The sequence below is a fragment of the Vreelandella lionensis genome, from assembly GCF_044543515.1.
Lineage (GTDB): Bacteria > Pseudomonadota > Gammaproteobacteria > Pseudomonadales > Halomonadaceae > Vreelandella > Vreelandella lionensis.
The window spans coordinates 56936-70877 of sequence record NZ_JBITWC010000002.1 but is presented as its reverse complement, the minus strand read 5'-3'; the positions used below and the strand labels follow the sequence as shown (position 1 = coordinate 70877).

Sequence of the window (13942 nt, the reverse complement as noted above, 5' to 3'; positions counted from 1 at the left end):
CGCTTGGCCTTGCTCGGCAGGGGGCACAAAAGGGTATAATGACCGCTCTATCGACCGCAGTCTTGGAATTTATCCCGACAGGCCACATATTGTCAGCCTGGTAGCATTAAGTTTGCCACGACACTGTCAACATAAACCTGTCGGAGTTGAGCTTTTCAGGAGCCATCAACATGCCCATCTATGAGTACGAGTGCAAGGCCTGCGGCCATCGCATGGAAAAACTTCAGAAAATTAGCGCCGATCCGTTAACAAGCTGTCCTGCGTGTCAGCAAGATGATCTAGAGCGCTTGGTCTCAGCAGCCGGGTTCCGCTTAGCGGGTGGCGGTTGGTACGAAACTGATTTCAAAACAGGTAGCAAAAAGAATTTAGCTGCCGACGGACAAGCAGCGGGTAGCGCGAAAAGCGATGTCGGCAGCACGTCAACGAAAAAAGGCGCCGCGGCGTAGCCGCGGCTGTCAGGGCCTTTAAAGGCTCAAGACAACTTAATTGCCACGAAACAGAACAGGATTAGACATGCGCAGCCATTATTGCGGCCAGCTTAACGAAACATTGGTGGATCAAACGGTCACCGTTTGCGGTTGGGTTCACCGCCGTCGTGACCACGGTGGGGTTATCTTTCTCGACATGCGTGACCGTGATGGTATCGCTCAGTTTGTCGTAGACCCCGATACCGCCGAGGCGTTTGCTAATGCCGACCGTGCACGCAGCGAATATGTTCTGCGCATTACTGGTCGTGTTCGGCTGCGTCCTGAAGGCACCCAGAACCCCAACATGCCCACCGGCATGATTGAAGTGCTGGCCAAAGAAGTTGAAGTACTGAATAGCGCAGCGACACCGCCTTTCCAGCTTGATGAGCATGGCAAAGTCGGTGAAGAAGTGCGTCTGAAACACCGCTATATTGATCTACGCCGCCCGGATATGATCGAAAAACTGCGGCTTCGTTCGCGTATTTCTCATAACGTACGTGCTTACCTAGAAAACCAAGGCTTTCTAGATATTGAAACGCCTGTGCTGACACGAGCCACGCCTGAAGGTGCCCGGGACTACCTCGTGCCTAGCCGTACTCACGCGGGCAGCTTCTTTGCACTGCCACAGTCTCCCCAGCTGTTTAAGCAGCTGCTGATGGTGGCGGGTTTTGACCGCTACTACCAAATCGCAAAGTGCTTCCGCGATGAAGACCTGCGCGCTGACCGTCAGCCTGAATTCACACAGATCGATATCGAAGCCTCTTTCGTGGAAGAAGACGACATCATGGGCATTACCGAAGCCATGATTCGTCAACTGTTCCAGGAAGTGCTGAGCGTCGAACTGCCGGAATTCCCGCGAATGACTTGGCAAGAAGCCATGGATCGCTTTGGTTCGGATAAACCCGATCTGCGTATTCCGCTGGAGCTCACCGACGTTGACGACCTGATGCAGCAGGTTAGTTTCAATGTGTTCTCAGGGCCGGCCAAGGCAGAAGATGGCCGCGTGGCGGCTCTTAAAGTACCGGGTGGTGCCAAGCTTTCCCGTAAAGAGATCGACGAATACACCAAGTTCGTAGGTATCTACGGTGCTAAAGGCCTTGCCTGGATCAAAGTGAACGAGCGTGCCAAAGGGCTAGATGGCCTGCAGTCGCCGATCGTTAAGTTCATGGAAAACGTGGTCGAAGAGCTGCTTGATCGTGTCGGCGCTGAAGATGGTGACATTATCTTCTTCGGTGCGGATAAAGCGCGTATCGTCAACGAAGCCATTGGCGCGCTGCGTGTCAAGCTGGGTGCCGACCTGAACCTTTACACTCAAGCCTGGGCGCCGCTGTGGGTCGTTGACTTCCCCATGTTCGAAGCCGACGACAATGGCCGTCTAAGCCCGCTTCACCACCCGTTTACAGCGCCCTCCTGCTCGCCGGAAGAGCTGAAAGCAGACCCGGCTAAAGCGCTTTCTCGCGCTTATGACATGGTGCTTAACGGTACCGAACTGGGTGGCGGCTCTATCCGTATTCACAATCAAACCATGCAAAGCACCGTGTTTGAAATTTTGGGTATTGGCGAAGAGGAAGCGCAAGAGAAGTTCGGCTTCCTGCTGGATGCCTTGCAGTACGGCGCACCGCCCCATGGCGGCTTGGCCTTCGGTCTGGACCGCTTAGTCATGCTCATGGCCGGTGCGAAAACCATTCGTGAAGTCATCGCCTTCCCGAAAACCCAAAGTGCTGCTTGTTTGATGACCGATGCACCGGGTGAAGTCAGCGCTGATCAGCTCAAAGAGCTGAACATTCGCTTACGCCAAAAAGCCAAAGCGGAAGCAGCGGGCGAGTAAGACCGCCTTCACGTTTTGACGAGTACAACACCGACGCTTAGCGTCGGTGTTTTTGTTTTAGGCAGTGCCAAGAGAAAAATCCATGGACGAAAAACAGCTGGCGACCACGGTCAGAATTTTAGGCATTGACCCAGGCTCACGTATCACCGGTTACGGCGTGATTGATCTAATAGGCGTGAAGCCTCGCTATGTGGCCAGTGGCTGCATTCGTACGGCTGATGGTGCACTGGAGCAGCGTTTGGCGCAAATATATGCCGGTATTAGCGAAGTGATTGGCCTGCACCGCCCTGATGCTGTTGCAGTAGAGCGGGTTTTTATGGCTAAAAATGCTGATTCGGCCCTCAAACTAGGCCAAGCCCGCGGCGCAGCATTGGTTTGCTTGGCTAACCATGGGCTTAGTATCGCGGAGTATGCCGCTCGGCAGATTAAGCAAGCGGTAACCGGGCAGGGCGGCGCTGATAAAAGCCAGGTGCAGCATATGGTCACCACGCTGCTCGGCCTGTCGGCGACACCCCAGGCAGATGCCGCCGATGCACTAGCCATTGCACTGACCCACGCTTTTGCTGGCAACGCCCTGGTGGCGGCGACTCCTTCACGCAGTAAGCGCCGTTCATCAGGGCGCTGGCGGCTCTAGGCATTACTGGTCATCTGTACAGAGTGGCTTTATAGTGGCTGCTATTTGATTGGCTATGAGGCATATGATGATTGGACGTTTAAAGGGCCTGTTGCTGGAAAAACAGCCGCCCTGGATGGTGGTAGATGTGCATGGCGTTGGTTATGAGCTTGAAGCCTCCATGAACACCTTTGTAGCGCTGCCCGCTCCCGGCGAGCAGGTGTCACTCTATACCCATCTCACCATCCGTGACGATGCGCATTTGCTCTATGGGTTTGGGCGAGAGCATGAGCGAGCGCTGTTTCGCGCCTTGATCAAAGTGAATGGCGTAGGGCCGAAACTTGCGTTAGCGATCCTGTCGGGTATGGATGAAGATGCCTTTATGCGCTGTATCAGAGATGACGACAGCAAAGCGCTGACAAAACTGCCAGGCGTTGGTAAAAAAACGGCGGAACGGTTGATTATCGAAATGCGTGACCGCTTTCCTGAATGGGAACATGGCAACGATGCGCCGCTGGCTCTTGAAGCGACAAGCGGGCGAGCCGCTCCAAGAGATCATTTGGCAGATGCAGAAGCAGCCCTGGTGAGCTTGGGTTATAAGCTGACAGAAGCGGCGAAAATGTTAGCCGACGTCGACCCCAATCAAACTACCGAAGCTTTGATCAAAGCCGCGTTAACCAAACGCATGTCCGGTTAGACCAGCACGAGTGCAATAGCGTGTACTCATTAGTCAGCACTCTAGAAGAGTCTTTATGTTAGAACACGACCGATTAATTGCCGCTGAGCCAGAGCAGGGCGAAGTGCGCATCGACTATGCTATTCGTCCGAAACATCTCAAAGACTATATTGGCCAGCCTCGGGTTCGCGAACAGCTTGAGATTTTTATTGGAGCAGCCAGGCTACGCGAAGAGAGCTTAGACCACACGCTGGTGTTCGGTCCGCCAGGCTTAGGTAAAACGACGTTGGCGAATATTATCGCTACTGAAATGGGCGTGGGGCTTAAATCTACTTCTGGCCCGGTGCTGGAGCGCGCGGGGGATCTCGCCGCTATGCTGACCAATCTTGAACCGGGCGATGTGCTGTTTATCGACGAAATCCATCGCCTCTCGCCCGTGGTGGAAGAGGTCCTTTATCCCGCGATGGAGGACTTTCAGCTCGATATCATGATTGGCGAAGGGCCCGCCGCACGTTCTATTAAACTTGACCTGCCCAGATTTACGCTGGTGGGCGCCACCACTCGTGCGGGGTTGTTGACCTCACCGCTGCGTGACCGCTTTGGTATCGTTCAGCGTCTTGAGTTTTATAACCTGGAAGAGCTGACCGAGATTGTCGCCCGCTCAGCACGGCTACTAGGCGTTGAAACCAGCCATGAAGGTGCCATTGAAGTAGCGCGCCGCTCCCGTGGTACGCCGCGTATCGCCAACCGACTGTTGCGCAGAGTGCGGGACTACGCCGAAATAAAGGGCGATGGCGTTGTGGATGTGACATTAGCGGATGCGGCGCTCAATATGCTAAATGTCGATCACCACGGTTTGGATCACATGGACCGCCGTTTACTGCTGGCGATGATCGACAAATTCGATGGTGGCCCGGTGGGCGTTGACTCACTCTCTGCGGCCATCGGCGAAGAGCGCGATACCATCGAAGATGTGATTGAACCTTATCTGATTCAGCAAGGGCTAATGATGCGTACACCAAGAGGCCGTGTGGTGACTCGTCAAGCCTGGCTGCACTTTGATAGGACGCCCCACGAACAGTCAATTGATGTTGAGGGAGAACGTCGGCCATGACGGGCGAATTTAGCATACCAGTGCGTGTTTACATGGAAGATACTGACGCCGGTGGAATTGTCTACTACGTTAACTACCTGAAGTTTATGGAACGGGCGCGCAGCGAGTGGCTAAGAGAATTAGGCCTTAATCAGCAAACGTTGCTAGACGAAGGTACACAGCTAGTGGTATACCGCATGGCCTGCCACTATGCCAAACCCGCACGATTGGATGAGGCACTGACGGTAACTGCCAACATTGCGGAAAAAGGTCGTTGCCGGATGACATTTGAACAACTGGTTCGGCGCGACGAGGAACTCTTGTGCTCCGCAACAGTCGAGATAGCCTGCTTAAACGCTACGACACTGCGTCCAAAAGCGTGGCCATTGTCGCTTAACACCACACCCCAGTCGAAAACGACATTAATTGATTGATGAGGGCAACTGTGAACGATAACACCATGTCCATTCCCCACTTAATAATGAGTGCCAGCATTGTGGTACAGCTGGTCATGCTGCTGCTAGTGGTGGGGTCAATCCTCTCATGGGTGGTGATCTTTCAGCGCAGCATTGCGCTACGCCGAGCCAAGCAAGAGTACAACCAGTTTGAAGAGTCGTTTTGGTCAGGTGTTGACCTAAACGAGCTCTACCGCGAAATTCCCGCTGATGATCCTCGTCATGGAGCGGAGCACATTTTCCAGGCAGGTTTTCGGGAATTTAACCGCCTGATGCCTAAAACCCGCAGTGCCGATACGGTACTGGAAGGTGTCCAGCGCAGCATGCGAGTCGCCTGGTCGCGGGAAGAAGACCGCCTGACCCAACATCTTGTTTTTCTGGCAACGGTTGCCTCCGCCAGTCCTTATATCGGCTTATTTGGTACGGTATGGGGCATTATGGGCTCATTCCAATCGCTTTCCATGACCCAGCAGGCCACACTAGCGACCGTTGCCCCCTGGATTGCAGAAGCGCTGATTGCCACGGCAATGGGACTTTTTGCAGCGATTCCCGCTGTTATTTTCTACAACCGTCTATCCAATAACGCTTCTCGCTTACTGGGTAAATACGAAGACTTTGCTGAAGAGTTTCACGCAATCTTGCACCGTAACTTGCAAGGGCGTGACGGCAAACCTAGCGCTAGTTAAGGGAGTCTGTCATGCAAGGTCCGTTCAATCGTAGCGGCAAAAGCAAGCCGATGGGGGAGATCAACGTCGTCCCTTTTATCGACGTGATGCTGGTACTGCTTGTCATTTTTATGATTACTGCTCCCATGCTGACGCAAGGCGTTCAAGTAGATCTGCCTCAAGTCACCTCTGAGCCTATTGAAACCCAGGAAGATAAGGACCCGATCATCATCTCGGTAGATCGCGATGGCGGCTACTTTATTACTCTGGGAGAAGATTCGACGGCGGTTTCTCTGGAGCAAATGTCGGAGCGAGTGACTGCTATTCTTCAGCGTCGTCCCGGTACGCCTGTGATGGTGCGAGGAGATCGCAATGTGCCTTATGGCCAGATTGTGCTGCTGATGAGCACGCTGCAGAGCTCGGGTGTCGCCAACGTAGGGCTGCTCTCAGAGCCGCCCCAAGATGGTTAAGGGCGAGTCGCACATGGCTGTAAAACCACCGCGTGACCCCCAGGACGTTGGCTATACGTGGCCAACGATTTTGGCTGTTGCCGTGCACTTGCTCGTGATTATCTTTAGCTTGGTCAAGCTGCCCAGCATGTCGGCGGAACCAGACTCTTCTTCGATCGTACAAGCGACGTTCGTGAGCACGGAAACGTTCACTGATCAGGCCCAGCAAGTCACTGAGCAACAGGCCGCAATGAACAATGCCTCTGAACCCGAAGAGCCCGATCCAGAGCCGCCTAGCGATGAGCCTTCCGCGGCGGAGCAGCAAGCTGCCGCCGAGGCAGCCCAGCGCGAAGCAGAAGCTGAGGCAGCGGAACAGGCTCGCGCGCTAGAACAAGCCCAAGCAGAAGCTGAAGCCGAAGCCCAGCGTCGCGCAGAAGAAGCTGAGCGATTAGCCGAACAGCAAGCGGCAGAAGCCCAGGCACGTGAAGCGGAAGAGCAGCGTGCGCAGGCAGAGGCCGAAGCCCAGCGCCAGCGTGAAGCGGAAGCAGAGCGTGCCCGTGCAGAGGCTGAGGCTCAACGTCAACAAGAAGCGGAAGAGCAGCGGCAACGAGAGGAAGAAGCCCAACGCCAGCAGGAAGCCGAAGAGCAACGTGCCCGTGAAGCAGAAGCCCAACGCCAGCGCGAAGCGGAAGAGCAACGCGCCCGTGAAGAAGCCGAAGCGCAACGTGAGCGTGAAGCCGAAGCACAGCGCCAGCGGGAGGAAGAAGCTCGTCGCCAACGGGAAGCCGAGGAGCAGCGCGCTCGCGAAGCAGAAGCCCAGAAACAGCGTGAAGCAGAAGAGCGTCGTGCTGCTGAGGCAGCCGAAGCGGCCATGCAGCGTCAGTTAGCGGGCGAGGCAGAAGCGGCCGCTAATGCACAGCAGGCCCAACAGGCGGCAAACAGCTTTATTAACATTGTCCGGCGTGCTGTAGAGCAAGCGTGGGTTATCCCTCCAGGAGCGAGCAACGCAATGAGTGCTACGATACAAGTGAGGCTTGGTCCATCGGGTGAGCTACTAGCGACCTCTGTCGCTTCATCCAGCGGTGATAGTGCTTTTGATCGCTCAGCTATGCAGGCGGTGGAACATGCAGCACCGTTTGGCGAGTTACGTGACTTGCCAGCGGAACAGCAGCGTACTTTACGTCAATTTAATCTGCGATTTACCCCGGGGGATGTTCGCTGATGCAAACGTTAAGCAAAATTTGGCTTTTTTGCGTACTGCTACTAATCAGCAGCGTAGCAAGCGCCAATTTAACCATTGAGATAACGCGTGGTAGCGATCAGGCGTTGCCTATTGGGGTCGTGCCATTCGCAGGCAGCGAAGGCCTACCTGAAGATGTCGCGCAAATTGTACAAGACGACCTTGAACGCAGCGGATTTTTCGCACCGCTAGAGCGTAGTGCTATGTTCGACCGTCCAAGCCAAGCGTCTGACGTAGAGTTTGGCACCTGGAGATCGCTGGACGTGCGTTATCTCGTCGTTGGGCGCGCGCAGCAGACAGGCAACGGTTATGAGCTGCAGTTCGACCTGGTCGATATTAGCGGCCAACGTCCCATGATCAGTGAAACCGTGACTGCCAGTGGTAACGACCTTCGTGGTGCGGCGCACTACATCAGTGACCAAATTTTCGAGGCGATTACCGATATTCGCGGCGCTTTCTCGACGCGCATTGCTTACGTTACGGCTCAGGGCCTAGGCGATAACATGCAGTTTGGGCTGTATGTGGCTGATGCCGATGGCCGTCGAAGCCAGCAGGTGCTGACCTCGGATCAGCCCATTATGTCGCCCGCTTGGTCGCCGGATGGCCGCAAGCTGGCGTATGTTTCTTTCGAAACAGGCAAGGCGTCTATCTACATCCAAGACGTTAATACAGGTCAGCGCGTTCAAGCCACCTCATTTGATGGTATCAATGGTGCGCCAACATGGTCGCCAGATGGCCGTCGTATCGCCATGTCGTTATCCAAAGATGGTCAGCCGGAAATTTACGTACTGGATGTGGCCAATCGTTCGCTGGATCGTATTACTGAAAGTAATAGCATCGATACCGAACCCGCTTGGTCACCTGATGGCCGTAGCCTGATTTTTACATCGGATCGCAGCGGTGGCCCGCAGATTTATCAGTATTCAATGGGCAGCGGAGAGACCAACCGTTTGACTTTTACAGGCAACTACAACGCCCGTGCACGCTTTTCGCCAGACGGTGAAGAAATCTTTTTGATTCACCGTTCCAGCCGCGGTTTCCAAGTGGCGAAGCAGGATCTTGAGGGTGGCCGCTTAGTGGTATTAAGCGAATCAACAAGAGATGAATCTCCTAGTGTTGCGCCGAACGGGACCATGGTAATCTTCGCTACCCAACAGGGTGGTAGCGGAGTACTAAGTGCCGTTTCAGCCGATGGCCGCTCGTCATTTAGGTTGCCCGCAGCACAAGGTGATGTACGTGACCCCGCGTGGTCACCTTTCTTAAATTAATAGATGAACAGCACTAATTTCTGTTTTCAGGCAAGGAGTCTGATTATGCAACTTAAGCCGTTGGCTCGCTCATTGGCAGTCGCGTTATCTATCGTAGTTATCGCTGGCTGTTCCAGCACCGGCGGAACCCAAGACGGAGACTCGTACGGAAGCCAGGATGGCAGCAGTATGGGATCTAATACGTCTGGTGTTGGCACCAGTGGCCAGTATGGCTCAACGTCAGGTTCAGGAGCGGGCGCCGGCCAGCAGGCTGATTCCCGTATCCCCGAAGTACGTACCATTTACTTCGATTACGATCGCGATACCATTAAGAGCGAATACGAGTCTGTCGTAATGGCACATGCACGCTACCTGCGTGCTAACCCGAGTGCTCGCGTTGTTCTGCATGGTCATACCGATGAGCGTGGTACCCGTGAATACAACATGGCACTGGGCGAGCGTCGTGCTGGAGCCGTGCAGCGTTTCCTGAATATTCAGGGCGTATCACCTTCACAAATGAGCGTAGTTAGCTACGGTGAAGAGCGCCCGGAAGCGAGCGGCCAAAGCGAAAGCGCCTACTCGCAAAACCGTCGCGTCGTCTTTAACTACTGATAGCATTGGCGTGCCCTCGGCACGCCAATAGCATCATTCGGAGCTATCATGAATCACAGTCTCAAACGCAATTTTGAGAGGCTGTGCGGTGCGGGAGCCTTAGTGCTCCCGCTGTCCGTATTGCCCTTATCACTACTGCCTGTGTCCGCTCTTGCTCAGCAGCCGCTCGTTCAGGACCTCTCTTCAGATTCGTCGAACAGCTTTTATCAGCAAACTCAGCGACAAGAGCCTTCAGGCGGTAACCTTGTGCTCTTTAACCAAGTCCAGGAGCACCAGCAAGAAATTCAGCAGTTACGTGGTCAAATTGAAGAGTTACGCCACCAGCTGGAGCAACTGCGCAATCAAACACAGCAGCAGTATTTAGATATCGAAGACCGCTTGATGACCAGCAGTGCACCAAGCCAGATAGAGCAGGCGACTCCTGATGTTGAGCCTGAAGCGGCTGAGCAGGTTGTGCAAGCGCCTTCCGCCCGTAATGTAAGTGAAGACGCACAAGCGGCTTATCAAGCCGCATTTGCCCACGTTCAGGCGCGCCAGTTTGAAGATGCTATTGCGGCCTTTGAGTCCTTTGTGGCCGACCACCCAGAAAGTAGCTTGACGGCGAACGGCCATTACTGGCTGGGCGAACTTTATGCTGCAGAGGGTGAGTTAGATGCAGCTGATCAAGCCTTCACGCGCGTTATTGAGCAGTACAACGGTAGTACCAAAGTACCCGATGCACTCTACAAACTCGGCTTGGTTAAGGCGCGTAAAGGCGAAGCAGAGCGTAGCCGCGAGCTGTTGGAACAAGTGCGGGATGACTACCCCCAAAGCAGTGCCGCTGGGTTGGCTAATGACTTCTTACGCCAGTCGGCGGGTTAATACCGTTTACTTTTTTAGCTTCAAGGAAACCTCATGAGCTGCAAAATCGACTATCAACCAGCGCCCAATCTGCTAGAAAATCGCGTCGTGTTGGTAACCGGTGCGGGAGATGGGATTGGCCGCGCGGCGGCATTAACCTATGCCCGTCATGGGGCTACCGTTATATTGCTAGGCCGCACTATTGCTAAACTTGAACGCGTTTATGACGAAATTGAAGCGGCTGGCGGGCCACAGCCGGCTATTTTTCCGCTCAATTTTGAAGGGGCGACACTCAAAGATTTTCACGATATGGCAGAAACGCTGGATAAAGAGTTTGGCCGTCTAGATGGGTTATTGCACAACGCTGGGCTGCTTGGCCGCATTACTCCGTTCGAGCAGTATAATCCCGAACTTTGGGATCAGGTAATGCAGGTCAATATCAATGGTCCCATCTGGATGACTCAAGCGCTGCTGCCATTGCTCCAGGCGTCTGATGATGCATCGGTTATCTTCACTTCCTCCAGCGTTGGCCGTAAAGGGCGAGCGTATTGGGGTGCCTATTCTGTGTCAAAATTCGCCACAGAAGGATTTATGGAGGTGCTGGCTGATGAATTAGAGAATCAGACGAATGTTCGGGTGAATACGCTGAATCCAGGCGCTACGCGTACCCAAATGCGCCGCACTGCTTACCCAGGTGAAGATCCGTTTACACTGCGTACGCCTGAAGAGGTTATGCCCACTTACCTATGGTTGATGGGGCCTGATAGTAAAGGCGTTAGCGGCCAGAAGTTTGATGCCCAGCCGCCACGCGTCTAACGTTTCCACACTGGCGAAGGCTAATCAGTGCGGTGGTCATGAAGAGCGGCTACCAGCTCATCACACGTTGTAAACCACAGGTCGGCAGGCCAGCTCTGGTAGTCGTCTTCTTCACTGATATAGCCATAGCCCACGGCGACAGCCGTCATACCGGCTGCTTTAGCCGCTTGCATATCGCGAACATGGTCGCCGATATACCAGCACGCCTCGGGGGAAACACCGAGGCGTTTTGCTGCTTCCCAAAGAGGCTCAGGCGCAGGTTTTTTAACACTTAAGTCATCAGCGCAGAGCAACGCCCCTGGCGTTAGCGCCAGCGCTTCCAAAAGCGGCAAGGTATAGCGCCGCGGTTTATTAGTCACAATTCCCCAAAGTCGCTCTTCACTGTGCCACTGCGTTAGCCACTCATTTAACGGCTCGAAAAGCTTGCTATGGACCGCCACCGCTTGCTCGTAAGCATCCAGCAAGAACTGCCTTGCCTCATCATGCTCGTCACTACCGCTTTCAAGGCCAAGCGCCAGCGTGACCAGGGCGCTGCCACCATTAGACACTTGCCCACGTATTTCCTGGAACGGCAGGGCCGCTAAGCCGTGATGGGCTCTTAACGCGTTAGTTGCAGCAGCCAAGTCGGGGGCGGTATCTACCAATGTGCCATCTAAATCAAACAGTATCGCCTGGGGGGAGGGCATCAACATTTACTCGCTCGCTTTGCGGCAGTACATCATGTAATTGACGGATACATCATGAGGAACCAGACGATAGTGCCGTGTAATAGGGTTATAAGTAAGTCCCGTTTGCTCACGCACCTCAAGAGATGCCGTGCGCGCCCAGTGTGCCATTTCGGAAGGACGAATAAATTTAGCGTAGTCATGGGTGCCACGGGGCAGCAGCTTCAACACGTATTCGGCCCCTAGGATGGCAAAGGCGTAAGACTTCGGTGTGCGGTTAAGCGTTGAGAAAAATACATAGCCTCCAGGGCGAACCAGTGTACTGCAGGCACGGATAACCGAAGCGGGGTCGGGTACATGCTCCAACATCTCCATGCAGGTCACCACATCGTAGTGCCCTGGCTCTTCAGCGGCTAAACCTTCAACGCTGATATGCCGGTACTCTACCGTAACGCCACTCTCTTCAGCGTGAAGCCGCGCCACCCCTAGCGGTGCTTCCCCTAGGTCGATGCCCGTCACGCTGGCTCCTCGATGGGCCATCGATTCGCTCAAAATACCGCCACCGCAACCTACATCCAGCACTTTCTTACCAGCCAGCCCAGCCCGAGCATCGATAAAGTCCAAGCGCAGAGGGTTAATATCGTGAAGCGGTTTAAATTCGCTCTCTGGATCCCACCAGCGACTGGCAAGTGCTTCAAATTTCGCAACTTCTGCGGCATCGACGTTGTCTTGATAGCGGCGAGTGGTGCTATCCTGAAGTGTCACTGGCATGGTGTAACCCCCATCGGCAGTTGGTCTTGAGTGAAATGAATATGGTTTGCCATTTCGCGGTGGTTAGCGGCAAGGTGGCATCCACTCAAACGTTGAGTATTATGGTTATTCTAACCACTCCTGACGCGAAACGCATGGAAAGGAACTCAGCATGACGCCTAACACTTTATTTTATCGGCGCTTATTGGCCAGGGAGAGCATCTGAATGCGTGTATTGCTGCATGGTAGTGAATTAAGCGCCGCAACTGCGGCGGCGGCGCTTGCTTGGGTAGGTCATCACGTTGACTGGTTACTCCACGAGAGCGTTCCGTGGCCAACGCTGGCCAATGCTGACTGGCTACGCCGAGAACCATCGCTGATGGCACAGATTGAGCAAGCCATGGTAGCAGGCAACTTAACCATCGTTGCTACTCCTGACGTCTCTGAAACGCCTGATATTGTTTGGTTAGCGCTTTCTCCTAGTCAGCGTCAGTCAGCCAATTCGCTTTTACAACACCCAATGTTTCAGGAGTACAGCGGCGCGGTGCTGGTCAATAATTCAACATTCCCAGTGGGCGAGACCGAGCGTTTGCATTCGCTAATGGGACACCAGCATAGCCGTGTGGCACTGCCTGACACTCTGGAAGAGGGGCGAGCCTGGCTCTCTTTTACTCGTCCAGTGCGCTGGCTACTCGGGTGCGATGACGCCATGGGTGAGCAAATGACAAGAGAGCTACTGCGTGCCTTCAATCGTCGTAGCGAAGTGTTTCAATGCATGCCTTGTCGTGCCGCTGAACTGACCAAGCTGGCCATCAATGGTATGTTGGCTACCCGTATCAGTTATATGAATGAAATTGCAGGTCTTGCCGATACGTTAGGAGTGGACGTTGAGCATGTACGCCAGGGTATGGGCGCAGATACGCGGATAGGGTTTGAGTACCTTTACCCAGGATGTGGCTTTGGTGGCCCTAACTTCTCGCGTGATTTGATGCGCTTAGCTGATGTTCAGTCATCCAGTGGTCGCTACTCGGCGCTGCTTGAGCAGGTGATGGACATCAATGAGCAGAAAAAAGAGACGCTGTTCAGAAAGTTGTGGGGATTTTTTGAGGGAGATTTAGCAGGCAAAACGGTGGCGATCTGGGGTGCCGCGTTCAAACCAGGCACCGCCCGAATTGATCATGCACCGGTGTTAACGCTGCTTGAAGCGCTCTGGGCACAGGGAGTCACGGTCAAACTACACGACCCGGCGGCTATTCCAGCGCTCTACTCGGCGGTTGGGCAGCGGGATGATTTAATGACGTTCGAGGATGATCCTTATCTTGCCTGCCAGGGTGCAGACGCCCTGATGCTAGTGACCGAATGGAAAGCCTACTGGAATCCTGACTGGCACCGCTTAGCCTCACTGCTACGCGAAAAGCTAATATTGGATGGACGCAATATCTACGACCCCGCTTTTGTAGCCAACTGCGGCTTACATTATCGGGGAATTGGACGACGCGCCGATCCAACGACGCTCTAAGGAAAAC

16 protein-coding genes are annotated in these 13942 nt (G+C 54.2%); 14 read left to right on the top strand and 2 right to left on the bottom strand.

Annotated elements, in window-relative coordinates; translation table 11 throughout:
- Positions 1–170: 170 nt before the first annotated feature.
- The 13 genes from ACIGG6_RS01325 to ACIGG6_RS01265 all read left to right on the top strand — a co-directional run bounded on the left by ACIGG6_RS01325 (position 171) and on the right by ACIGG6_RS01265 (position 11001).
- On the top strand, positions 171–446 hold the full coding sequence (locus ACIGG6_RS01325) for an FmdB family zinc ribbon protein (protein WP_044630077.1): 276 nt from the start codon (positions 171–173) through the stop codon (positions 444–446).
- Between the two features lie 67 nt (positions 447–513).
- Positions 514–2295 (top strand): aspartate--tRNA ligase, encoded by a 1782-nt coding sequence (aspS, locus tag ACIGG6_RS01320; protein WP_062359694.1) that lies wholly within the window; start codon positions 514–516, stop codon positions 2293–2295.
- An 82-nt stretch (positions 2296–2377) separates the two neighbouring features.
- The gene (ruvC, locus tag ACIGG6_RS01315; protein ID WP_062359692.1) at positions 2378–2929 is read left to right on the top strand and encodes a crossover junction endodeoxyribonuclease RuvC; all 552 of its coding nucleotides are present in this window, start codon (positions 2378–2380) and stop codon (positions 2927–2929) included.
- Between the two features lie 67 nt (positions 2930–2996).
- Entirely contained in the window at positions 2997–3605 is a 609-nt protein-coding gene (ruvA, locus tag ACIGG6_RS01310) for a Holliday junction branch migration protein RuvA (protein WP_399841652.1), read from the top strand.
- A gap of 55 nt (positions 3606–3660) precedes the next feature.
- Positions 3661–4698, top strand: coding sequence for a Holliday junction branch migration DNA helicase RuvB (gene ruvB / locus ACIGG6_RS01305; protein WP_253506047.1), 1038 nt, complete (start codon positions 3661–3663; stop codon positions 4696–4698).
- Positions 4695–5111, top strand: coding sequence for a tol-pal system-associated acyl-CoA thioesterase (gene ybgC, locus ACIGG6_RS01300; RefSeq protein ID WP_083025907.1), 417 nt, complete (start codon positions 4695–4697; stop codon positions 5109–5111). Before ruvB ends, ybgC begins: the two co-directional genes overlap by 4 nt.
- 11 nt (positions 5112–5122) lie before the next feature.
- On the top strand, positions 5123–5818 hold the full coding sequence (gene tolQ, locus ACIGG6_RS01295; RefSeq protein WP_253506049.1) for a protein TolQ: 696 nt from the start codon (positions 5123–5125) through the stop codon (positions 5816–5818).
- An 11-nt stretch (positions 5819–5829) separates the two neighbouring features.
- The gene (gene tolR / locus ACIGG6_RS01290) at positions 5830–6267 is read left to right on the top strand and encodes a protein TolR (protein ID WP_399841453.1); all 438 of its coding nucleotides are present in this window, start codon (positions 5830–5832) and stop codon (positions 6265–6267) included.
- A 13-nt stretch (positions 6268–6280) separates the two neighbouring features.
- The gene (gene tolA / locus ACIGG6_RS01285; protein ID WP_399841451.1) at positions 6281–7468 is read left to right on the top strand and encodes a cell envelope integrity protein TolA; all 1188 of its coding nucleotides are present in this window, start codon (positions 6281–6283) and stop codon (positions 7466–7468) included.
- The gene (gene tolB / locus ACIGG6_RS01280; RefSeq protein WP_399841449.1) at positions 7468–8754 is read left to right on the top strand and encodes a Tol-Pal system beta propeller repeat protein TolB; all 1287 of its coding nucleotides are present in this window, start codon (positions 7468–7470) and stop codon (positions 8752–8754) included. The genes tolA and tolB overlap by 1 nt, the downstream gene beginning before the upstream one ends.
- A 45-nt stretch (positions 8755–8799) precedes the next feature.
- Positions 8800–9345, top strand: a complete 546-nt coding sequence (pal, locus tag ACIGG6_RS01275) for a peptidoglycan-associated lipoprotein Pal (protein ID WP_399841446.1) — start codon at positions 8800–8802, stop codon at positions 9343–9345.
- A 48-nt stretch (positions 9346–9393) separates the two neighbouring features.
- The gene (gene ybgF, locus ACIGG6_RS01270) at positions 9394–10206 is read left to right on the top strand and encodes a tol-pal system protein YbgF (protein ID WP_399841443.1); all 813 of its coding nucleotides are present in this window, start codon (positions 9394–9396) and stop codon (positions 10204–10206) included.
- Between the two features lie 33 nt (positions 10207–10239).
- Positions 10240–11001 carry a YciK family oxidoreductase gene (locus ACIGG6_RS01265; protein WP_083025898.1) on the top strand — a complete coding sequence of 254 codons (762 nt, stop codon included), beginning with the start codon at positions 10240–10242 and terminating at the stop codon, positions 10999–11001.
- Positions 11002–11021: 20 nt separating this feature from the next.
- On the opposite strand, the gene ACIGG6_RS01260 is transcribed toward ACIGG6_RS01265, so the two are convergent.
- Both ACIGG6_RS01260 and ubiG read right to left on the bottom strand, forming a co-directional pair.
- Positions 11022–11693: an HAD-IA family hydrolase gene (locus ACIGG6_RS01260; RefSeq protein ID WP_083025896.1), complete on the bottom strand. Its 672-nt coding sequence runs from the start codon at positions 11691–11693 to the stop codon at positions 11022–11024.
- Positions 11694–12437 carry a bifunctional 2-polyprenyl-6-hydroxyphenol methylase/3-demethylubiquinol 3-O-methyltransferase UbiG gene (gene ubiG / locus ACIGG6_RS01255; protein WP_399841440.1) on the bottom strand — a complete coding sequence of 248 codons (744 nt, stop codon included), beginning with the start codon at positions 12435–12437 and terminating at the stop codon, positions 11694–11696.
- A 205-nt stretch (positions 12438–12642) separates the two neighbouring features.
- On the opposite strand from ubiG, the gene ACIGG6_RS01250 reads away from it, so the two are divergent.
- A complete protein-coding gene (locus ACIGG6_RS01250; protein ID WP_399841438.1) occupies positions 12643–13935 on the top strand; it encodes a nucleotide sugar dehydrogenase in 1293 nt (430 codons plus the stop codon).
- Positions 13936–13942: the final 7 nt, after the last annotated feature.

Excerpts from the sequence above, each read along its gene's own strand:
- ACIGG6_RS01325 (WP_044630077.1), top strand. The coding sequence starts at position 171 with ATGCCCATCTATGAGTACGAGTGCAAGGCCTGCGGCCATCGCATGGAA.
- aspS (WP_062359694.1), top strand. The coding sequence starts at position 514 with ATGCGCAGCCATTATTGCGGCCAGCTTAACGAAACATTGGTGGATCAA.
- ruvC (WP_062359692.1), top strand. The coding sequence starts at position 2,378 with ATGGACGAAAAACAGCTGGCGACCACGGTCAGAATTTTAGGCATTGAC.
- ruvA (WP_399841652.1), top strand. The coding sequence starts at position 2,997 with ATGATTGGACGTTTAAAGGGCCTGTTGCTGGAAAAACAGCCGCCCTGG.
- ruvB (WP_253506047.1), top strand. The coding sequence starts at position 3,661 with ATGTTAGAACACGACCGATTAATTGCCGCTGAGCCAGAGCAGGGCGAA.
- ybgC (WP_083025907.1), top strand. The coding sequence starts at position 4,695 with ATGACGGGCGAATTTAGCATACCAGTGCGTGTTTACATGGAAGATACT.
- tolR (WP_399841453.1), top strand. The coding sequence starts at position 5,830 with ATGCAAGGTCCGTTCAATCGTAGCGGCAAAAGCAAGCCGATGGGGGAG.
- tolA (WP_399841451.1), top strand. The coding sequence starts at position 6,281 with ATGGCTGTAAAACCACCGCGTGACCCCCAGGACGTTGGCTATACGTGG.
- tolB (WP_399841449.1), top strand. The coding sequence starts at position 7,468 with ATGCAAACGTTAAGCAAAATTTGGCTTTTTTGCGTACTGCTACTAATC.
- pal (WP_399841446.1), top strand. The coding sequence starts at position 8,800 with ATGCAACTTAAGCCGTTGGCTCGCTCATTGGCAGTCGCGTTATCTATC.
- ybgF (WP_399841443.1), top strand. The coding sequence starts at position 9,394 with ATGAATCACAGTCTCAAACGCAATTTTGAGAGGCTGTGCGGTGCGGGA.
- ACIGG6_RS01265 (WP_083025898.1), top strand. The coding sequence starts at position 10,240 with ATGAGCTGCAAAATCGACTATCAACCAGCGCCCAATCTGCTAGAAAAT.
- ACIGG6_RS01260 (WP_083025896.1), bottom strand. The coding sequence starts at position 11,693 with ATGTTGATGCCCTCCCCCCAGGCGATACTGTTTGATTTAGATGGCACA.
- ubiG (WP_399841440.1), bottom strand. The coding sequence starts at position 12,437 with ATGCCAGTGACACTTCAGGATAGCACCACTCGCCGCTATCAAGACAAC.
- ACIGG6_RS01250 (WP_399841438.1), top strand. The coding sequence starts at position 12,643 with ATGCGTGTATTGCTGCATGGTAGTGAATTAAGCGCCGCAACTGCGGCG.